General features: G+C 62.8%; 19 protein-coding genes. 5 read left to right on the forward strand and 14 right to left on the reverse strand.

All coding sequences use genetic code 11. The annotated features are described in order from the left end of the window. The first annotated feature begins 13 nt into the window (after positions 1-13). The 4 genes from JFV30_RS31125 to JFV30_RS31140 all read left to right on the forward strand — a co-directional run bounded on the left by JFV30_RS31125 (position 14) and on the right by JFV30_RS31140 (position 4,406). Positions 14-1,432: an FAD-dependent oxidoreductase gene (locus JFV30_RS31125; protein ID WP_003209353.1), complete on the forward strand. Its 1,419-nt coding sequence runs from the start codon at positions 14-16 to the stop codon at positions 1,430-1,432. A 239-nt stretch (positions 1,433-1,671) separates the two neighbouring features. Next, positions 1,672-2,739 carry a uroporphyrinogen decarboxylase gene (gene hemE, locus JFV30_RS31130; protein ID WP_003209355.1) on the forward strand — a complete coding sequence of 356 codons (1,068 nt, stop codon included), beginning with the start codon at positions 1,672-1,674 and terminating at the stop codon, positions 2,737-2,739. Between the two features lie 151 nt (positions 2,740-2,890). Next, positions 2,891-3,142, forward strand: coding sequence for a helix-turn-helix transcriptional regulator (locus JFV30_RS31135; RefSeq protein ID WP_169386556.1), 252 nt, complete (start codon positions 2,891-2,893; stop codon positions 3,140-3,142). Next, positions 3,135-4,406 carry a type II toxin-antitoxin system HipA family toxin gene (locus tag JFV30_RS31140; RefSeq protein WP_201125966.1) on the forward strand — a complete coding sequence of 424 codons (1,272 nt, stop codon included), beginning with the start codon at positions 3,135-3,137 and terminating at the stop codon, positions 4,404-4,406. The genes JFV30_RS31135 and JFV30_RS31140 overlap by 8 nt, the downstream gene beginning before the upstream one ends. A gap of 28 nt (positions 4,407-4,434) precedes the next feature. Here the strand turns inward: JFV30_RS31140 and JFV30_RS31145 are convergent, their stop codons facing one another. Continuing rightward, positions 4,435-5,652 carry an MFS transporter gene (locus JFV30_RS31145; protein WP_446739884.1) on the reverse strand — a complete coding sequence of 406 codons (1,218 nt, stop codon included), beginning with the start codon at positions 5,650-5,652 and terminating at the stop codon, positions 4,435-4,437. 181 nt (positions 5,653-5,833) lie between these two features. On the opposite strand from JFV30_RS31145, the gene JFV30_RS31150 reads away from it, so the two are divergent. Next, positions 5,834-6,733 (forward strand): LysR family transcriptional regulator, encoded by a 900-nt coding sequence (locus JFV30_RS31150; RefSeq protein WP_201125968.1) that lies wholly within the window; start codon positions 5,834-5,836, stop codon positions 6,731-6,733. A 103-nt stretch (positions 6,734-6,836) separates the two neighbouring features. Here the strand turns inward: JFV30_RS31150 and JFV30_RS31155 are convergent, their stop codons facing one another. The 13 genes from JFV30_RS31155 to JFV30_RS31215 are packed head-to-tail and all read right to left on the reverse strand — an operon-like array spanning position 6,837 to position 18,599. Then, complete coding sequence (locus JFV30_RS31155) at positions 6,837-7,286, reverse strand: hypothetical protein (RefSeq protein WP_201125969.1); 450 nt, start codon at positions 7,284-7,286, stop codon at positions 6,837-6,839. A 26-nt stretch (positions 7,287-7,312) separates the two neighbouring features. Next, entirely contained in the window at positions 7,313-8,539 is a 1,227-nt protein-coding gene (locus tag JFV30_RS31160; protein WP_010169219.1) for a beta-ketoacyl-ACP synthase, read from the reverse strand. Continuing rightward, a complete protein-coding gene (gene fabG / locus JFV30_RS31165) occupies positions 8,539-9,267 on the reverse strand; it encodes a 3-oxoacyl-ACP reductase FabG (RefSeq protein ID WP_076015466.1) in 729 nt (242 codons plus the stop codon). Before fabG ends, JFV30_RS31160 begins: the two co-directional genes overlap by 1 nt. Further along, positions 9,264-9,725: a hotdog family protein gene (locus JFV30_RS31170; protein ID WP_201125970.1), complete on the reverse strand. Its 462-nt coding sequence runs from the start codon at positions 9,723-9,725 to the stop codon at positions 9,264-9,266. Before JFV30_RS31170 ends, fabG begins: the two co-directional genes overlap by 4 nt. After that, positions 9,722-10,888, reverse strand: coding sequence for a beta-ketoacyl-[acyl-carrier-protein] synthase family protein (locus tag JFV30_RS31175; protein ID WP_201125971.1), 1,167 nt, complete (start codon positions 10,886-10,888; stop codon positions 9,722-9,724). Before JFV30_RS31175 ends, JFV30_RS31170 begins: the two co-directional genes overlap by 4 nt. Next, positions 10,885-11,367: a hypothetical protein gene (locus JFV30_RS31180; RefSeq protein ID WP_201125972.1), complete on the reverse strand. Its 483-nt coding sequence runs from the start codon at positions 11,365-11,367 to the stop codon at positions 10,885-10,887. The genes JFV30_RS31175 and JFV30_RS31180 overlap by 4 nt, the downstream gene beginning before the upstream one ends. After that, entirely contained in the window at positions 11,364-12,098 is a 735-nt protein-coding gene (locus JFV30_RS31185; RefSeq protein ID WP_201125973.1) for a class I SAM-dependent methyltransferase, read from the reverse strand. Before JFV30_RS31185 ends, JFV30_RS31180 begins: the two co-directional genes overlap by 4 nt. Further along, complete coding sequence (locus tag JFV30_RS31190) at positions 12,095-14,413, reverse strand: MMPL family transporter (RefSeq protein WP_201125974.1); 2,319 nt, start codon at positions 14,411-14,413, stop codon at positions 12,095-12,097. Before JFV30_RS31190 ends, JFV30_RS31185 begins: the two co-directional genes overlap by 4 nt. Further along, entirely contained in the window at positions 14,403-14,993 is a 591-nt protein-coding gene (locus tag JFV30_RS31195) for a LolA family protein (protein WP_201125975.1), read from the reverse strand. The genes JFV30_RS31190 and JFV30_RS31195 overlap by 11 nt, the downstream gene beginning before the upstream one ends. Next, a complete protein-coding gene (locus JFV30_RS31200) occupies positions 14,990-15,415 on the reverse strand; it encodes an acyl-CoA thioesterase (RefSeq protein WP_201125976.1) in 426 nt (141 codons plus the stop codon). The genes JFV30_RS31195 and JFV30_RS31200 overlap by 4 nt, the downstream gene beginning before the upstream one ends. After that, positions 15,408-16,949, reverse strand: a complete 1,542-nt coding sequence (locus JFV30_RS31205; protein WP_169386547.1) for an HAL/PAL/TAL family ammonia-lyase — start codon at positions 16,947-16,949, stop codon at positions 15,408-15,410. Before JFV30_RS31205 ends, JFV30_RS31200 begins: the two co-directional genes overlap by 8 nt. Further along, complete coding sequence (locus JFV30_RS31210; RefSeq protein ID WP_010169238.1) at positions 16,933-17,868, reverse strand: LpxL/LpxP family acyltransferase; 936 nt, start codon at positions 17,866-17,868, stop codon at positions 16,933-16,935. The genes JFV30_RS31205 and JFV30_RS31210 overlap by 17 nt, the downstream gene beginning before the upstream one ends. Continuing rightward, positions 17,865-18,599, reverse strand: coding sequence for a glycosyltransferase family 2 protein (locus tag JFV30_RS31215; RefSeq protein WP_201125977.1), 735 nt, complete (start codon positions 18,597-18,599; stop codon positions 17,865-17,867). The genes JFV30_RS31210 and JFV30_RS31215 overlap by 4 nt, the downstream gene beginning before the upstream one ends. Between the last annotated feature and the right edge of the window lie 153 nt (positions 18,600-18,752).

Here is an 18,752-nt window from a genome sequence, read left to right on the forward strand (position 1 = left end):
ATGAGGTTTTAACATGGCTGAACGTCTGAATAACGACTTCCAGTTCATCGATGTCGGGCGCAAAGATCCGAAGAAGAAACTGTTGCGTCAACGCAAGAAAGAGTTCGTGGAAATCTACGAGCCCTTCAAACCCCAGCACTCGGCCGACCAGGCCCACCGCTGCCTGGGGTGCGGTAACCCGTATTGCGAATGGAAGTGCCCGGTGCACAACTTCATTCCCAACTGGTTGAAATTGGTGGCCGAGGGCAACATCCTCGCCGCCGCCGAGCTGTCGCACCAGACCAACACCCTGCCGGAAGTCTGCGGCCGGGTGTGCCCGCAGGATCGTCTGTGCGAGGGTGCGTGCACCCTCAACGACGGCTTCGGCGCGGTGACCATCGGTTCGGTGGAGAAGTACATCACCGACACCGCGTTCGCCATGGGCTGGCGTCCGGACATGTCCAAGGTCAAGCCGACCGGCAAGCGCGTGGCGATCATCGGCGCAGGCCCGGCGGGCTTGGGCTGTGCTGACGTGCTGGTGCGTGGCGGCGTGACCCCGGTGGTGTTCGACAAGAACCCGGAAATCGGTGGCCTGCTGACCTTCGGCATCCCCGAGTTCAAGCTGGAAAAAACCGTACTGAGCCATCGTCGCGAAGTCTTCACCGGCATGGGTATCGAGTTCCGCCTCAATACCGAAATCGGCAAAGACGTGACCATGGAGCAACTGCTCGAAGAATACGATGCCGTGTTCATGGGCATGGGCACCTACACCTACATGAAGGGCGGCTTTGCCGGTGAGGACCTGCCGGGCGTGTACGACGCCCTGGATTTCCTGATCGCCAACGTCAACCGCAACCTGGGCTTTGAAAAGTCGCCGGAAGATTTCGTCGACATGAAAGGCAAGAAGGTCGTGGTGTTGGGCGGTGGTGACACCGCGATGGACTGCAACCGTACGTCGATTCGCCAGGGCGCCAAGTCGGTGACCTGTGCGTACCGTCGTGACGAAGCCAACATGCCGGGCTCGCGCAAAGAGGTGAAGAACGCCAAGGAAGAAGGCGTGAAATTCCTCTACAACCGCCAGCCGATCGCCATTGTCGGCGAGGACCGTGTCGAAGGCGTGAAAGTGGTCGAGACCCGTCTCGGCGAACCGGACGCCCGTGGCCGTCGCAGCCCTGAGCCGATCCCGGGTTCCGAAGAGATCATCCCGGCTGACGCCGTGGTCATCGCCTTCGGTTTCCGCCCAAGCCCGGCGCCGTGGTTCGAGCAGTTCGAGATCCAGACCGACAGCCAGGGCCGCGTCGTCGCCCCGGAACAAGGCCAGTACAAACACCAGACCAGCAACCCGAAAATCTTCGCCGGTGGCGACATGGTTCGCGGTTCTGACCTGGTGGTAACCGCGATCTTCGAAGGGCGCAATGCCGCCGAAGGGATCCTGGATTACCTGCAGGTCTGATCCTGATCTCGAGTTGAAATGGGATCAAAATGTGAGAGCTGGCTTGCTTGCGATAACGATGTTGAATTCACCACCGCCATCGCAGGCAAGCCAGCTCCCACACAAACCCCATTCCATAGTGGGGTTTGTGATGCCAGTCATTGCGACAAATTGACCCGATAGACAAAAGGCACGGCTCACTCCGTGCCTTTTGCGTCGCGCTCTGAGAAAATGCCCGCACTTTTTTTGCGGATGCCGACATGACTGCCCTCAAGAACGACCGTTTCCTTCGTGCCCTGCTCAAGCAACCCGTGGACGTCACCCCTGTGTGGATGATGCGCCAGGCCGGTCGCTACCTGCCGGAATACCGCGCCAGTCGCGCCCACGCCGGCGACTTCATGAGCCTGTGCATGAACCCGGAGTTCGCCTGCGAAGTCACGATGCAACCGCTGGACCGCTATCCACAGCTGGATGCGGCCATCCTCTTCTCCGATATCCTGACCATCCCCGACGCCATGGGCCAAGGCCTGTACTTCGAAACCGGCGAAGGCCCGCGTTTCAAGAAAGTCGTCAGCACCCTGGCCGACATCGAAGCCCTGCCGATCCCTGATCCGCACAAGGACCTGGGCTACGTGATGGACGCCGTCAGCACCATCCGCCGCGAGCTGAACGGCCGCGTGCCGCTGATCGGCTTCTCCGGCAGCCCTTGGACGCTGGCCACCTACATGGTCGAAGGCGGCTCGTCGAAAGACTTCCGCAAGACCAAGGCCATGCTCTACGACAACCCGCAAGCCATGCACCTGCTGCTGGACAAGCTGGCGCAGTCGGTCACTTCCTACCTCAACGGCCAGATCATGGCCGGCGCCCAGGCGGTGCAGATCTTCGACACCTGGGGCGGTAACCTGTCGGCGGCGGCGTACCAGGAGTTCTCCCTGGCCTACATGCGCAAAATCGTCAGCGGCCTGATCCGTGAGCACGAAGGCCGCAAAGTGCCGGTCATCATGTTCACCAAGGGCGGTGGCCTGTGGCTGGAAAGCATTGCCGACGCCGGCGCCGACGCGCTGGGCCTGGACTGGACCTGCGACCTCGGCGAAGCCCGTCGCCGTGTAGGCAACAAAGTGGCGCTGCAAGGCAACATGGACCCGACCGTGCTGTACGCCAAGCCGGAAGCCATCCGCGCTGAAGTCGGGCGTATCCTCGCCAGCTACGGCAAAGGCAGCGGTCACGTGTTCAACCTTGGCCACGGCATCACCCCGGAAGTCGATCCGGAGCACGCAGGCGCGTTCCTGCGGGCGGTGCATGAATTGTCGGCGCAGTATCACGAGTGATAATGCGGCAATGAAAAAGCCCGGCATGTGCCGGGCTTTTTTGTGGGTGATATTTTTTGCGAGAGCACCGGCAGTCGTATGGTGGTTGAAATGTCCGTAATGAAGGACATAATCGACGTATCAGTTAAAAATGTCCGTTATAGGTAACATTATGCTCATCGCGAATCCAACCGCTCTAGGCGAAAGAATACGCCAGTTGCGTCGCGCCAAGGACTATAGCCAAGAACAGCTTGCGACCAAGGCCAAGTGCAATCGCAAGACCATCATTGGCCTTGAGGCGGGCGAAAATGTAGCGATGTATTCGGTATTCCGGGTTATCGCGGCATTGGGAATGGCTTTGGAAGTGGTGGATAAACGCATCGACCTCAAATCCCTTGCCGACCTGGTAGAGCTTGATGAGTAGGGTCAAGTTGCTCAATGTGACGACCCCGCAAGGGCATTCCGGCGAATTGTCGAAAGGTTCGCAGTTCGCGTTTTCTTACGACTCTGCCGAGGCCGCGCGGGAAGTGTCATTGGTCATGCCCTATGACCCGACGCCCTCGGTCAGTAACGTGCTGCATCCGATTTTCGATATGAACGTGCCGGAAGGGTTTCTGGCCGATCAGATCAAACGGCGGATGGCCAAGCATATGCAGGTGGATGAAATGCGCCTGTTATCGGTCATCGGTGGCAATCAGATTGGGCGCCTCACCTACCAGAATCCCGCTGAGGTATCAGTGGCTGTTCGTGCACAGGTGGGACTCCATGAAATTCTCTCGGCAGATACCTCCCGAGGTGTTTTCGAGTTTCTGGTGGATACCTATTTCGAGTCAGGAATTTCGGGCGTGCAGCCTAAGGTGCTGGTCCCGGATCTGGACAAGCTGACCGGCAGCCGCAAAACCATGCTCAGCTCCGACCTTATCGTAAAGTCCGGTGCTGACGAGTATGCCCACTTGGCACAGAATGAGTTCCTTTGCCTCGAGGCGGCCCGGATGGCAGGTCTGGAGACGCCTCCTTTCTGGCTTTCCGAAAGGGGTGATCTATTTGTCATGGAGCGTTTTGACCTGACCCCGAGCGGCAGGTTGGGCTTCGAAGACATGGCCGTTCTGCTGAGCCTCAACAAAGACCCGCATGACAATTACAAGTACTCCCAAAGTTACGAAACCCTTGCGGCGGTGATCAATGAGGTCTGTCGACATGGGGACCCGTTGCGCGAGCTTGAACGGTTTTTCTCTTCCGTCTGCCTGTCGGTCATGGTGCGTAATGGTGATGCTCACCTGAAAAATTTCGGGGTGACTTACACCCATCCAGAGGCCCGTGAAACGGTGAAGCTGGCACCGGTGTTCGATGTCACCACAACGACGGTGTATGAGAACTACAACCCTAAGTCTGGCCGCTCACTGGTTGATCGGACATTGGCAATCAAGATGAACAAGGTGAAGGCTTATCCTGATCGTCAGCAACTGATTGAATTCGGGCGTAAGCACTGTGTGGTGGACAAACCGGCGTTAATCATTGAGCGCGTCGCGCAGGCGATGTCGCAGGCGTTGGCCACGCATCAAGCACGCATCGATGCGGAGCTGTTTTCGGCAATGCAGGCGGAATGGGATGCAGGGCGTGCCATGGCACTTCATGACTCAGTAACGCCGGGCATGAAGCGAAAGCCTGTCGTGAAAAAGCCGCAGTGACGCGGCTTTTTTATGGGGCACGGTTTAACTAAGCCTTGGCTTCCTGCAACGGCGGCAACTTCGCCAGCTTCAACGCCACCAGCAGCGCGACGATCAACAGCGCGACGATAAACCCGCCAATCCCGTTCCACCCGCCGTAGTGCCAGAAAAATCCGCCCGCTGTTCCCGCAATACTCGACCCGACGTAATAACTGAACAGGTACAGCGACGATGCCTGCCCCTTGGCTTTCAGTGCGCGGCGGCCGATCCAGCTGCTGGCCACCGAGTGGGCGCCGAAGAAGCCGAAGGTGAAGATCAACATGCCCGGAACCACCAGCCACAGCGGGGTGAACAGGGTCAGGGCGATGCCGCCCAGCATCAGCACGATCGTCCCCCACAGCACACGACGGCGGCCGAGGCGGTCGGCCAGGGAGCCGATTTTCGCCGAGCTGTAGATACCCGAGAGGTACACCAGAGACAGCAGGCCTACCACCGCCTGGCTCAAATCGTACGGGGCAGCCAGCAAGCGGTAGCCGATGTAGTTGAACATCGTCACAAAGGCGCCCATCAGCACGAAGGCTTCGAGGAACAGCCACGGCAGGCCGGCATCCTTGAAGTGCATGGTGAAGCCGTCGATCAGGCTGCGCGGGTGCAGGGTGCTGGCGCGGAAGTTGCGCGATTCGGGGAGGATTTTCCAGAACACCGTGGCCGCGATCAGCGCCAGGGCGCCGATGATCAGCATCGCGGTGTGCCAGCTGACGAAGTCGATCAGCACGCCGATGATCAAGCGCCCGCTCATCCCGCCAATGGCGTTACCGCCGATGTACAGGCCCATGGCCAGGCCGATGTGTTGTGGGTGAATTTCTTCGCTCAGGTAGGTCATGGCCACCGCTGCCAGGCCGCTGAGGGACAGGCCCACCAGTGCGCGCATCAGCAGGATGCCTTCCCAGCTCGGCATCAGGCCGCTGGCGATGGTGCACAGCGCGGCGCAGAACAGCGCGGCAACCATCACCGGCTTTCGTCCCAGGGTGTCGGAAATCGGCCCGGTGATCAGCAGGCCAATGGCGAGCATGCCGGTGGCGACCGAGAGAATCAGGCTGCTTTGCGCGGCATTGATGGAAAATTCGTGGGACAGCGCCGGCATCATCGGCTGCACGCAGTAGAGCAGGGCGAAGGTGGCGAAACCGCCGGAAAACAGCGCCAGCACCGTGCGCATGAACATAGGGGTGCCTTTTTCGATGAACTGCTCGTTGAGCTGTGCCACCACGTCATCGAGGGCGGTGGGCGGTACTTCTTGAGCGAGCGGAGCGACAGCAGATTTCACGCGGGACCTCGGGGAGGAAAGACTGCCAGGGCTGGCAATGCAAAAAAGAATATAGCTCCCTAATGATTCTTTCCAATATATTGTTCGACCTGTTTAAGAGCTTTTGCGACCTAATGAGGTTTTCATGGAATTGCGCCACCTGCGTTACTTCATCGCCGTGGCTGAAGAGCTGCATTTTGGCCGCGCCGCGCAGGTGCTGGGGATCTCCCAGCCGCCCCTGAGCCAGCAGATCCAGGCGCTGGAGCAGGAGATTGGTGCGCGGTTGTTTGAGCGTACCAATCGTCGGGTCGAGCTGAGCGAGGCGGGCCGGTTGTTCCTGCAAGAGGCGCGTCTGGTGCTGGCGCAGGTGGATAAAGCCGCGGACGTGGCGCGTCGGGCGCAGCTGGGAGAACTGGGTGAGCTGAAGATTGGCTTCACGTCTTCTGCGCCGTTCAACTCCAGCATCCCGCAGGCGATCTTCGCGTTTCGCCAGGCATTCCCGGCGGTGCATTTGAATCTGCAGGAGATGAGCAGTACGGAAGTGGCCGAGTCGCTGGTGGATGAGTCGATACAGGTGGGGTTGATGCGGCCGTTGCCGTTGCCTGATTCCCTGAGCGTCGTGGAACTGATGCGCGAACCCTTGGTGGCCGTGCTGAACGCTGGGCATCCGTTGGTGGAAGGCAGCGAGCGCGGTTTGCACCTGGCGCAATTGGCTGAAGAGCCGTTTGTGTTTTTCCCGCGGACTTACGGCAGCGGCCTGTATGCCCAGTTGCTGAACCTGGCGCGTGATGCAGGGTTCAGCCCGCACTTCGCCCAGGAGGCCGGGGAGGCGATGACGATCATTGGTCTGGTGGCGGCGGGGTTGGGGGTCTCGGTGCTGCCGGCGTCGTATCAGCGGATCCGCATTGATGGCGTGGTTTACCGCACCTTGCTGGACCAGGAAGCGGTGACGGCGGTGTGGCTGGTGCAGCGCAAGGGCCAGCAGACGCCGATGGCGAAAGCGTTTGTCGAGTTACTTGTGGCGAGGGGGCTTGTCCCCCGTTAGGCTGCGAAGCAACCTCAATCAGTTATTAGGGCTGCTGTGCAGCCCAACGGGGGACAAGCCCCCTCGCCACAGGACAAGCGCCTGCCACATGGGCGCAAATACATCAGTTCTGCTTCGAAGTCCCGGTCTGCTGGAACAACTGCGCTGCCGACCCGGTGTCACTCACCCCATTGGTGCGCAGCGCCGCCAGGATGTCCTTGTCCAGCATGCTCACCCAGCGGTTGTAGTTGCGATGAATCTTGCCGTCCTTGTAGCCCAGGTCGCGGCTGTCGCGGTAGGTGATGGCGTAGCTGGTCGCGGTGTAGCGGATGTCGATTTCAGCGTGGAACTGGTTGCGCACGTTGATCTCGGCCTGGACCAGTTGCGGGCTCAGGCGCTGCACCACCCATTCGCGCTTGTTCAGGGCAGCCACGATGGTCTGCTTCATTTTTTCTTCGTTGATCTGCGGGTTCGCCGGCAAGTCGTGCTGGGTGTTGAGCACCGGTTTGTTGGTGCAGCCAGCGGTGGTGAGCAGGGCCAAAGCGACCAGTGTTGCGCGTAGCAGGGAAGACATTCCATTTCTCCAGTCAGTAAAAAAACTTACGCCCAGCGGCGGAAAATCAGCGAGGTGTTGACGCCGCCAAAGGCAAAATTGTTGTTCATCACGTAGTCGCTGTGCAGCTCGCGGAACTCACCTTGCAGGTAGTCCAGTTCGCCGCAGCGCGGGTCGATGTCGTCGAGGTTGAAGGTGTGCACGTACTGGTCGCGGTTCATCATCTCGATGCTGAACCACGACTCCAGCGCACCGCACGCGCCCAGGGTATGCCCGAGGAAACTCTTCTGCGAACTGATGGGCATGCGGCTGCCGAACAGGCTGCTGGTGGCCAGGGTTTCGGCGATGTCGCCCTGGTCGGTGGCGGTGCCATGGCCGTTCACGTAGCCGATGGCGTCGGGCTGCAGCCCGGCATCTTCCAGGGCCAGTTCCATGGCACGGCGCATGGTGGCCTGTTCCGGACGCGTGGTGTGCTGGCCGTCGGCGTTGCTGCCGAAGCCGACGATTTCGGCGTGGATATGCGCACCACGGGCCAATGCATGTTCCAGCTCTTCGAGCACCAGGATGCCGCCGCCTTCGCCAATCACCAGGCCGTCGCGCCCACTGTCGTAGGGGCGCGGGCTGGTTTGCGGTGCATCGTTTTTCAGGCTGGTGGCGTACAAGGCATCGAAGACCATGGCTTCAGTGGGGCACAGCTCTTCCGCGCCACCCGCCAGCATCAGTGGCAAGCGGCCAAACTTGATGGCTTCATAGGCGTAGCCGATGCCCTGGCTGCCACTGGTGCACGCGCTGGACGTCGGGATCAGCCGGCCGGTGAGGCCAAAGAAGATGCTGATATTCGCCGCCGTGGTGTGGGGCATCATCCGCACGTAAGAGTTGGCGTTCAGGCCCTCGGCCACCGAGTTCAGCAGCATGTTGCCGAAGGCCTTGATCTCGTCGGTGCTGCCGGTGGACGAGCCGCAGGCCACGCCCATGCGTCCGTCCTTGATCGACTCGTCGCCCAGCAAACCCGCGTCTTTCAGCGCCTGTTCCGCCGCCCATACCGCCAGGCGGGAAACCCGGCCCATGCTGCGCAGTTGCTTGCGGGTCCAGTGGGCGGGCACCACGAAATCATCGATCGGCCCGGCCAATCGCGTGTTCAGCTCGGTGAAGCGATCCCACTCGTCCATGCGCCGAATACCACTGCGGTTGGCGCGGAAGTTGGCGGCGATGGTTGCCCAATCGCTGCCCAGGGACGTAATGCCGGCCATGCCGGTGACCACCACGCGTTTCATCAGCACAGGCCTCCATTCACGGCCAGTACCTGGCGGGTGATGTAGCCGGCTTCCGCCGACATCAGGAAATTCACCGCCCCGGCCACTTCTTCCGGAGTGCCCATGCGTTGGGCCGGGATCATTTTCATCAGCTCTTCCACCGGCACATTTTCATCCAGCATCGCCGTGTCGATCAGCCCGGGGGCCACGCAGTTGACGGTGATCTTGCGCTTGCCCAGCTCGATGGCCAGGGCCTTGGCGGCGCCGATCAAGCCGGCCTTGGACGCACTGTAGTTGACCTGGCCACGGTTGCCGATGAGACCGGACACCGAGGTGATGCACACGATGCGGCCCGCCGCGCGACGACGAATCATCGGCATCATTACCGGGTGCAGCACGTTGTAGAACCCGTCGAGGTTGGTGCGCATCACCACGTCCCAGTCGTCTTCCGAGAGCGCCGGGAACGCGCCATCGCGGGTCAGCCCGGCGTTGAGGACCACGCCGTAATACGCGCCATGGGCTTCCACGTCGGCTTCAAGGATCTCTTTGCAACTGGCGCGGTCCGCCACGTCGAATTGCAACACCCGGGCCTTGCGTCCCAAGGCTTCGATTTCGACCTGCACTGCATCCGCCTCGGCACGCCCGCTGCGGCAATGCAGCACGATGTCGTGCCCGGCCTGGGCCAGGCGCAAAGCGATAGCGCGGCCGATGCCACGGCTGGAGCCGGTCACCAATACGGATTCAGTCATGGCGTGGTGTCCTTCGATTCATCTAAATAGTTGGCCGCCTGGGGCGGTCGAAATACGTTCAAGCGTGCACTCGCCCGGATACCGTCACCGGTGAGGTGGCATTCGAACACACCCATGCCGTTGTCGTCTTCCAGGGAGCGCAGGCCGTGGATGGTCAGCTCGGTGCCGGCGGGAAAGTGCTCGACGTTGCACTCGAATTTGCGCGTGCCCAGCAGGAAACCCAATTCCACGGCCTCGCCTTTCTGGCGCGCACGGCAACCGGCGTAGGCGGCGACGCTTTGCGCCATCAACTCAACGCCGACCCACGCGGGCAGGCTGCCGTCGGCACGGTTGAAAAGACCGCCGGGCCTGACCGTCAGGCGGGTGCGGATCTGTTCTTCATCAAAGCTCAGGATCTGATCGATCAGGATCATGTCACCGGCGTGGGGCAGCAGGTCGGCGAGCGGCCAATTGATCATGGGGCGTCTCCGATAATCAGGCTGACGTTGTTGCCGCCGAAGGCAAACGAGTTGCTCATCAGGCAGCGTTTTTCCAGGGTGTCGCCGGGCGACGCCCACTTCAGTACGGGCAACTCGGGGTCTGCCTGGCCATCCCAGACATGCGGCGGCACCACCCCTTGCGCCAGGCTCAGCCAGCAGAATGCCGCTTCCAGCGCGCCGGCGGCGCCCAGGGTGTGGCCGCTCATGGGCTTGGTCGACGAACAGGCCACGCCGTCCGGGAACAGGGCCGCGACCGCCAGGGCTTCCATGGCGTCGTTATGCTGCGTGGCGGTGCCGTGCAGGTTCAGGTAGCCGATCTGCCCGGGCGCCAGTTTTGCGCTGGCCAGGGCTTTGCGCATCGCCTGCAGCGCGCCCTTGCCGGTGGGTTCGGGGGCGGAAATATGGTGGGCGTCGCAACTGGCGCCACTGCCCAACAGCGCGACCGGCGCCGGGGTCTTGCTCATCAGGAACAGCACCGCCGCTTCGCCGATATTGATCCCGTTACGGTTCGCCGAGAACGGGTTGCAGCGCTGTGCCGACACCGCTTCCAGCGACGAGAAACCATTGAGGGTCAGCTTGCACAGCGTGTCGACGCCACCGCAGATCACCGCATCGCACACGCCCAGATCCAACAGGCGCTGGGCACTCATCAGCGCCCGGGCGCTGGAGGTGCAGGCAGTAGAAATCACATAGGCCGGGCCTCTCAGTTGCAGCCATTCGGCGAGGAAATTGGCCGGGGCGCCGAGCTCCTGTTGCTGGTAGTCGTAGTCGCCGGGGAACTGCTTCTCCCGCAGGTAGTGGGCGATACCGCGGCTGGCCTCATCGATGCCCGAGGTGCTGGTGCCGAGCACGATGCCGATACGCGATGCACCGAACGTCTGGATTGCATGGCGGATCTCGCCGTCAATCTGCAACGCCGCTTCCAGCAACAGCTGGTTGTTGCGGCTGCGATGGGACTCCAGCCCGGGCGGGATTGCCGCCAGCTCACCGTGTACGCCGGCCACCGGCAACACACGCTCCGGCACCCAGCCGCTTTCGGCGCGCATGCCGGAGCAGTCGCCGGCAAACAGGCCGCGGCTGACTTCGCGCTTGTCACGGCCCAGGGCGCAAATCATGCCAAGGGCATTGAGGTAGGCGGTCATCGGGCGGCCTCAAGGGGCGAGACGCGGTAGGTCAGGTGTTGCCCGATCACGTCCACGCGAAACACCAGGGAGGAGTGATAGGTGATCTTCCAGTGGGACGGCAGGGTACGCGTCAGGTCCATTTCCTGGGTGCCGGGGTACAACGCGGAGACTTCATCCGCCGAGGTCAGGGCGAACAACAGCGCGGCGAACAGCTCCCGCGCCTGTGGATTGGGCGGCAGCAAGCCGTCAGCCTGCCAGGCGCCGTTGATCAACTTCTGACGGGCCTGGGGAATGCCCAGCGGGTCCATCATCGACCAGCGGATCCCGCCGCCTTCGCGCTGCATCACCAGCAACCAGTCCTGGCGCTGGCCGTCCTGTTCACGCTGCACGTGCAGTTGCAGCGGCAGGCTCAGCACCGGGCTTTTCGACGGCAGCGGTGGCTGGCTGGCGCACGCACTCAGCAGCAACAGGCAGCCGATCAACAGCATTCGGATCATGTTTCAGGGCTCGCTAAAGGTTTGCGGGCGACCACGTTGACCAGGGTTTCTTCGCGCTGGCCGGCCGGCGGCGGCTGGCGCAGGCCCCAGCGCTCAAGCAGGCCGAAATCGGTGGCGCGGCTCCACCACAGGTAGGGGTATGAGACGTTCTGCGGGCCGAACTCGAAGCCCTGCTCGCGGAGCATCTCAAGGTACTCTTCTGCGCTTTTTTGCACATGCATCGGGTGACGGAACAGCCAGCGAATCACCCAGGTGTCGATGTAGGCTTCGGTGGACTCGGCGAACAGCAAATAGCCGCCCGGCTTGAGCACCCGGTAGAACTCTTTCAGGGCGCGATGTTGTTCCACCAGGTGATGGAAAGTCTGGTGACAGAACAGCACATCGACACTGGCGTCGGGCACATCGAGGGTCGCGCAGTCGCTGCCGATCAACTCGATGGACAAGCCCTGGCGCGCGGCTTCCGCGCGGCTCAGATCGAGACTGAGCGGGTCTGCGTCCAGGCCGATCAGGCGTTCGGGGGCGAACACCTGCTGCAGGTACTGGAACGATTTGCCCTGGCCGCAGCCGGCGTCCAGCAGCACCGGCGCCACCGGCAGCGGATCGCTGAACAGGCTGCGCAGGTCATTGATTGCCACACGCAGCACATGGTGCTGCCAGGTGTGGCTGCGCAGGAACCAGAAGCCGAATTTGGTTTCCTCAACGTAGTTCTTACTTAAATACTGGCTGCTCATCTTTTCTTCCTTGTCCCGGACGGGGCGGCCCACGGCGCCAGCATGAAGCTGAACGCCAGCCCCAGGCTCACCGACAGCCCAAAATTACTCACCGCCGGTGTGCTGGAAATAGCCAGCAGGCCGAACGATAGCCAAGTAGTCACGGCGGCCAACAGTGTGCCCAACAGGCTCACGGCGGCGCCGCCAATTTGTTCACGCATCAGGATCGCGTAGTCGACGCTGATGGCGGTCACCAGCAGCAGGCCAAACAGGCTGAACAACGTCAGTGGCTGCCCCAGCCAACCGAGGCTGGCCAGGCTGCACAGCGCCGCCAGCAGCGGCAGGGCGACGATACGCAGGGCACCGCCGAAGCCGAACGGCAGGATCAGCAACAGCACGATCAACACGCACGACATCAACTTCAATTCGGCCGCGCTGATCTGCGTGGCGGCAAACACCTGGTTCAAGTCGCCCAGGCGGTCCACCAACTGCACGCCAGGCAAATCCAGGGCCTGCACCCGCAGCAGGGCCGGGTTGTTCAAGCCTTGCAGGCTCACCATGGCCGCCACGCCGCCGTCGACGTTGCCCAGCCACAGCGTGCGCCACGGCTCAGCCAACGGGCCAACCAAGGCGGCGTCGATGTCTTCGGTGGGCAGGGCTTGCAACTGGGCCAGCTCGACTTGCAACGCGCTGGCAGGCACGCCAAGGTCGAGCAATGGCTGCCAGTACTGCGGCAACGTGTTCAGGGCGTCACGCAGTTGCTGTTGCTCGGCCGGCGCGCTGACCAACTGGTTGAGTGCCAGGTAACCCTGGAGCTTGTCCATGTTCACCAACTGATCCAGACGCTGGCTCAGGGCGGCCTGACGTTCCAGCAGCTGCGGCTGATTGTCTGCCCGCACCAGGAAGAACTGGCTGGTGGGTTGGAACCCGGTAATGCGTGCAACGGCCTGGGCTTCCTGCAGCAGCTGCGGCGGGGCACCGATCCATTGGCGGATATCGTTTTTGCTGTTCAGGTGCCACAGGCCGCCGGCGCAAAACACCAGCACCAGTACCAGCAACACCGGGCTGGGCAGGCGCTTGAGCAGCGACTCGCGCACGCTCAGCAGGAACTCGGCAATGCGCAGCGGCCATTGGGCCGGGCGCAGGTCGACGCCCTTGAGCAGGGCCGGCAGCAGGCACACGGCCGACAGGTAAGCGCCCACCAGGCCCGCTGCCGAGAACACCGCGATTTGCGTCAGCGCCGGGAACGGTGTCCAGGCCAGCGCCAGGTAACCGATGCAACTGGTGGCCAGGCTCAGGCTCAGGCCCGGCAAGGTCAGGCGCAACGCCGGCCAGCTGCGCCACGGGCTCATGCTCCAGCTCTTGGACAGGTAATGCAGCGGGTAATCCACCGCCACGCCGATCAGGCTTGAGCCCAGCACCAGCGTGATGACATGCATATGCCCGAACAGCGCCACACACGCCACCGCACCAAACAACATGCCCGCCAGCACCGGCACAAACGCCAGCAACACCCGCCAGCGCCGGAAAGCCAGCAGCAACAGCAACAGAATCCCGACTGTCGCGCCGCCGCCAACCCAGGTGATTTCCCGTGTCGCCTGCTGCTGACCGGTGGCCGCATACAACAGGCCGCTGGCCGCGAGCAATTGCGCGCCTTGCTGGTCGGCCTGCTCGCGGCTGGCCTTGAGTAATTCGGCCACTTGCAGCGGCAGTTTCATGTCGAAGGCATTGCCGGTGGTGCGCGCCCGCAGCAGCACCCAGCTTTTGCCGTCGGCATCGGCGATCAACGCGCCGCTGCCAATATCCAGTTGCACCGAACCGTGCTGCGGCTGGCTGTTCTGGATGCGCCCGGTGAGGCCCAGCCAGTCGTCCTGGCTTGGCACCAGGCTGAAACCGGTGAACGGGTCGAACAGCGCCTGAACGCGTTGCTGGATAAACGCCTGGGGCTCGTCGATCAACTGCTCGCGGTCTTTGGCCGAGAGCATTACCAGCCGGCCTTGCAGCAACTGCTGACGCAGGGCCGGGAGGTCGGCTTGCAGGTTCCACTGGACCTTTTCAAACAGGCCGCTGGCTTGCCAGCGCTCGCCCAATTGCTGGGCCAGGGCCACGGCTTTTTGCCGGTCGGCATGCCCCACCAGCACCAGCATTTCGCGGTTCAGCGGTTCCTGCATGCGTTGTTCGGCGCGCAGCTCCAAGGCGTCCGGCGCGGTGCCGGGCACCAACTCCATCAGGTTCGCCGACAGCGGCGCGCCATGGCGCCATTGCCAACCCGCCAGGGCCAACACGGCCACCAGCAGGATCAGGAACAGGCGCGGCAACCAGCGTTCACTCGGCAAAGTCGTGTTGCTCCGCGTCGCTCAAGGGTTGGCTGCTGGTGCTGTCCTGCATGCGCAGTACGGTGCTGTCGCCTTGGGTTTCCAGCAGCTCGATTTTTTGCACCAGCTCGCCGCCGTCGATATTGATCCGGGTGAACACCTGCTTGAGCAGGAGCGAGCGTGGGATCAGCGTGAGTTTCCACTGCTGGGCGTCGCCTTGCAGTTGCAGCTCGAAGTCACGTTGCAAGCCGCTACTGTCGCCCTGCAACACCGCGAGGAACAAACGGTTCTGCTCGGCACCGGCGCTCTTGTTCGGCAGCAGTTGCCAGCCATTGGCGTCACGCCGGGCGATGCCGTTGGCGCTGATGCGGTAGTCCTGTTGCAGCGGGGTTTTCAGCAGCCACAACAGGCCGTGATACTTGGCCAGCACGAAGGTGCCCTTGCTGGTCAGTGGCTGCGGCAGGGCGCGCAGGTGTTTTTCCTGGATGAAGTTGCCGTGGATCACCGACGGCTTTGCCAACTGGTCGCTGAGCTGTTGCAGGTCGAAGGCATGGGCGCTGAGGCTCAGCAGCCAGCCCGCCAGAACGATTAACGCTTTCATGCCAACGCCCTCTCGACCGCTTCGACAAACATCTTCGGCGACGCCAGTTGCATCTCGCGGCTGGCAATCTCCACCGCCACTTGCACGGTGCTGGCGCGGGTCAGACGCTCGCCGGTGGCCTTGTCGCTGATCAGGTAATTGACCTTCAAGCGGTTCTCCCACTCCACCAGGCTGGCACGCACAGTGATGGTCTGGCCGAAGGTGGCGCCGCGCACATACCGCAGCTGCATATCGATCACCGGCCAGGCGTAGCCCGACTCCAGCATCGTGGTGTAGTTGTGGCCGAGCTTGTCCAGCAAGGCGCAACGGGCGACTTCCAGGTACTTCACGTAGTGCCCGTGCCACACCACGTTCATGGTGTCGATGTCGAAAAACGGCACGAGGATTTCAGTGTCGCAGTGCAACACGCCCTGGCTACGCATGCAGCCTCCAGTGTTGCTCGGCGATGCGTTTCAGGCACAGGCGCAGTTCGCCTTCCAGGGCGCGGTCTTCGATGACCGGCGGGAAGTCCTTGGCCAATTCTTCGTGCATGGCGGCCAGCGCCGGCGGCAGCGGGCGGGCGTCTTCAGCCTGGGCCCGCAGCCAAACGCCCTGGTTGGCGGCCAGCAAGGTGGCGGCGGCGACTTGTTCGGTCAGCTCCAGCACGCGAATGGCGTCGCGGGCGGCGATGGTGCCCATGCTCACCTTGTCCTGGTTGTGGCACTCGGTGGAGCGCGAGAACACGCTGGCCGGCATCGTGTTTTTCAGCGCCTCGGCGGTCCAGGCGCTGGTGCCGATCTGCACGGCCTTGAAGCCGTGGTTGATCATCGCCCGCTCGGCTGGCGCGCCCGACAGATTGCTCGGCAGGCCGTGGTTGTAACGCACGTCCACCAGCAGGGCGAGCTGGCGGTCCAGCAGGTCGGCGACGTTGGCCACCAGGGTCTTGAGGCTGTCCATGGCAAACGCGATATGGCCGCCGTAGAAGTGGCCGCCGTGCAGCACGCGTTCTTCTTCGGCGTCGATGATCGGGTTGTCGTTGGCGCTGTTGAGTTCGATCTCGATGAACGAGCGCAGCCAGTTCAGGCTGTCTGCCAGCACGCCCAACACGTGGGGCGCGCAGCGCAGCGAGTAACGATCTTGCAGGCGATGCAGCGGCGCGGTGGGTGCGTCAATCGCCAGGTCCTTACGCAGCCAGGCGGCAACTTGCATCTGCCCCGGGTGCGGCTTGGCGGCAAACAGGCGCTCGTCGAAATGCTCCGGGTTGCCTTGCAGCGCCACTACGTTCAGCGCGGTGATGCGCGTGGCCAGTTGCAGCAGGTAGTCGGCGCGGGCGAAAGCCAGGCAGGCGAGGCCGGTCATCACCGCGGTGCCGTTCATCAAGGCCAGGGCTTCTTTCGGGCGCAGCACCAGCGGGTCCCAGCCCAGCTCGCGGTGCACGTCGGCGGCCTGGCGACGTTCGCCACGGAACATCACCTCGCGCTCGCCGGACAAGGTCGCAGCCACGTAGGACAGCGGCGTCAAATCACCGCTGGCGCCCACCGAGCCTTCTTCCGGAATCAGCGGCAGCACATCGAATTCGAGGAACGCGTGCAGGCGTTCCAGCAACTCCACGCGTACCCCGGACACGCCGTGGCACAGCGACTGCAACCGCGCGGCCAGCACGGCGCGTGTGGCTTGCGCGTCCAGCAACTTGCCCAGGCCGCAGCCGTGGAAGGTGTAAAGGTGGCGGGGCAGCGCTTCGACGTGCTGCAACGGCACCGCCACCACGCATGAGTCGCCGTAGCCGGTGGTCACACCGTAGATCACGCCTTCCTTGTCCAGCAACGAATCGAGGAACTGCGCGCCCTTGGCGATACGCTGGCGATACGCGGCATCGGCTTGCAGTTGAGTCGGCGCCTGACGGTTGGCCAGGGCCAGCACGTCTTCGATGCGCAGGGGGAGTTCGCCGAAGGTTACCGGCTCAAGATGCGTCGTCATCGGTCTTCCAGAAAGGGTAAAAGTTGAACCATTGTTGGGGCGCTTCCAGGCAGAACTGGCCCAGGCGCTCGGCGTAGCGGGCGGTCCATTGGGCGATCACCTGCTGGCGGTCGCTGCGTTTCCATTCGATCAGGCGGGCGAACGGCTCGATGATCAGGCGGTAACGGCCTTGATGCTTCAAGCACATCAGCAGGTTGACCGGGCATTTCAGCAGGCCGGCCAGCAGCCACGGGCCCTGGGGAAAGGCGGCGTCATGGCCGAGGAAATCCACCCGCACCGTGCGCCCGCCATGCAGCGGCACGCGGTCGCCGGCAATCGCCAGCCACTCGCCGTCGTCCAAGCGCTGGCTGAGCATCATCATTACCGCAGGGTCGAGTTCGCTGACCTGGATCAGGCGCAAATGGGTCGCCCCGGCTTCGCCCAGGATCCGGTTGAAGCGTTCGGCGTGCTTGGTGTGCACCAGCACGTTCATGGTGACCTTTTCGCCCAGTTCGGCGAGGGCGCGGCACACTTCAAGATTGCCCAGGTGGGCGCCCACCAGCATCTGGCCGCGCTCGCTGCGCAGTTGGCCGCGCAGTTGGGCCGAGTCGATGATTTCGATCTGGTCCAGGCGCAGCTTGCCGTTCCACACGTCGAGCTTGTCCAGCAACGCATCGGCGAAGGCCATGAACTGCCCGAAGACCCGTCTGTGGGTGGGGCGCAGGTCGTCGCGCTGGCTCCAGTCGGCCAGCCGCTGCTGGTACTGCCAGGCGCTTTGGCGCGCGGTGCGGCCGAACAGGAAGAAGTAGAAAACGATGCCGTACAGCAGCGGGCTCAACAGCCGGCGCCCGAGGACTTTGGCGGCGAAGGCGGTGAATTTCATCAGCCAGAAACTGCCGCGTTCTTCGCGGTCGGCCCAGTGTTTAGTGTCCTGGGTCATGCTTTCCACCGGTGCCAGAGGATCATCGGGGCGCGTACCAACATGCCGAAGAACAGCCGGGTGTGCATCGAGGAAATCAGGGCGTTGTCGTGGAACAGGCGAAAGTGCGACAGACCGTCGGCGGGGTAGTGCACCTTGGTCGGCAGCCAGCGCATCGGCTGGTTGCGCCATGCCAGGCGCACCAGAATGTCGGAGTCGAAATCCATGCGTTTGCCGATGTTGGCCGAGTCCATCAGCGCCAATACCGGTGGCAAGGGATACACGCGAAAGCCGCACATTGAGTCGCGGATTTGCAGCGACAATGTGTTGATCCACACCCACACGTGGGTCAGGTAGCGCGCGTAAAGGCGGCCCTTGGGCACGCTGTCGTCGTATTCCGGGTAGCCGCAGATCACCGCATTCGGGTGGGTGCGCGAGGCGTCGAGGAAGGTGCCGACTTCCCGCAGGTCGTGTTGGCCATCGGCGTCCACTTGCAGGGCATGGGTGAAGCCCAGGCGCGCGGCTTCGCGAAAGCCGGCCATCACGGCGGCGCCCTTGCCCTGGTTGGTGGGCAGGGTCAGCAGGAAGACGTTGTCGAGGCTTGCTAGTTGCGCCAGCACGGCGGCGCAGGTGGCGCTGCTGCCGTCGTCTACCAGCAGGCACGGCAGGCCGCTGTCCAGCACGGTGCGGGCCACGGCGGGCACGGCGGCCTCGTGGTTGTAGACCGGGATCAGGGCGCAGGGGTTATGCATAACAGGTACCCCATTGGCACAAGCACTTGGTGTGGCGAGGGAGCTTGCTCCCGCTGGGCTGCGAAGCGGCCCCAATACAGGCGGCCGAGACCTGCCAGATAAACCGCAGTGCCTGGGTTGGGAGTGCTGCGCACTCCAGCGGGAGCAAGCTCC

It is taken from the genome of Pseudomonas sp. TH32 (assembly GCF_016650855.1).
Classification (GTDB): domain Bacteria; phylum Pseudomonadota; class Gammaproteobacteria; order Pseudomonadales; family Pseudomonadaceae; genus Aquipseudomonas.

What these genes read in the sequence shown, in the direction of transcription:
- JFV30_RS31200 (WP_201125976.1), bottom strand. Translation starts at nt 15,415, where the DNA reads ATGCGTAGCCAGGGCGTGTTGCACTGCGACACTGAAATCCTCGTGCCG.
- JFV30_RS31135 (WP_169386556.1), top strand. Translation starts at nt 2,891, where the DNA reads ATGCTCATCGCGAATCCAACCGCTCTAGGCGAAAGAATACGCCAGTTG.
- JFV30_RS31170 (WP_201125970.1), bottom strand. Translation starts at nt 9,725, where the DNA reads ATGATCAATTGGCCGCTCGCCGACCTGCTGCCCCACGCCGGTGACATG.
- fabG (WP_076015466.1), bottom strand. Translation starts at nt 9,267, where the DNA reads ATGACTGAATCCGTATTGGTGACCGGCTCCAGCCGTGGCATCGGCCGC.
- JFV30_RS31215 (WP_201125977.1), bottom strand. Translation starts at nt 18,599, where the DNA reads ATGCATAACCCCTGCGCCCTGATCCCGGTCTACAACCACGAGGCCGCC.
- JFV30_RS31180 (WP_201125972.1), bottom strand. Translation starts at nt 11,367, where the DNA reads ATGATCCGAATGCTGTTGATCGGCTGCCTGTTGCTGCTGAGTGCGTGC.
- JFV30_RS31150 (WP_201125968.1), top strand. Translation starts at nt 5,834, where the DNA reads ATGGAATTGCGCCACCTGCGTTACTTCATCGCCGTGGCTGAAGAGCTG.
- JFV30_RS31140 (WP_201125966.1), top strand. Translation starts at nt 3,135, where the DNA reads ATGAGTAGGGTCAAGTTGCTCAATGTGACGACCCCGCAAGGGCATTCC.
- JFV30_RS31155 (WP_201125969.1), bottom strand. Translation starts at nt 7,286, where the DNA reads ATGTCTTCCCTGCTACGCGCAACACTGGTCGCTTTGGCCCTGCTCACC.
- JFV30_RS31195 (WP_201125975.1), bottom strand. Translation starts at nt 14,993, where the DNA reads ATGAAAGCGTTAATCGTTCTGGCGGGCTGGCTGCTGAGCCTCAGCGCC.
- JFV30_RS31125 (WP_003209353.1), top strand. Translation starts at nt 14, where the DNA reads ATGGCTGAACGTCTGAATAACGACTTCCAGTTCATCGATGTCGGGCGC.
- JFV30_RS31175 (WP_201125971.1), bottom strand. Translation starts at nt 10,888, where the DNA reads ATGACCGCCTACCTCAATGCCCTTGGCATGATTTGCGCCCTGGGCCGT.
- JFV30_RS31160 (WP_010169219.1), bottom strand. Translation starts at nt 8,539, where the DNA reads ATGAAACGCGTGGTGGTCACCGGCATGGCCGGCATTACGTCCCTGGGC.
- JFV30_RS31205 (WP_169386547.1), bottom strand. Translation starts at nt 16,949, where the DNA reads ATGACGACGCATCTTGAGCCGGTAACCTTCGGCGAACTCCCCCTGCGC.
- JFV30_RS31210 (WP_010169238.1), bottom strand. Translation starts at nt 17,868, where the DNA reads ATGACCCAGGACACTAAACACTGGGCCGACCGCGAAGAACGCGGCAGT.
- JFV30_RS31185 (WP_201125973.1), bottom strand. Translation starts at nt 12,098, where the DNA reads ATGAGCAGCCAGTATTTAAGTAAGAACTACGTTGAGGAAACCAAATTC.
- hemE (WP_003209355.1), top strand. Translation starts at nt 1,672, where the DNA reads ATGACTGCCCTCAAGAACGACCGTTTCCTTCGTGCCCTGCTCAAGCAA.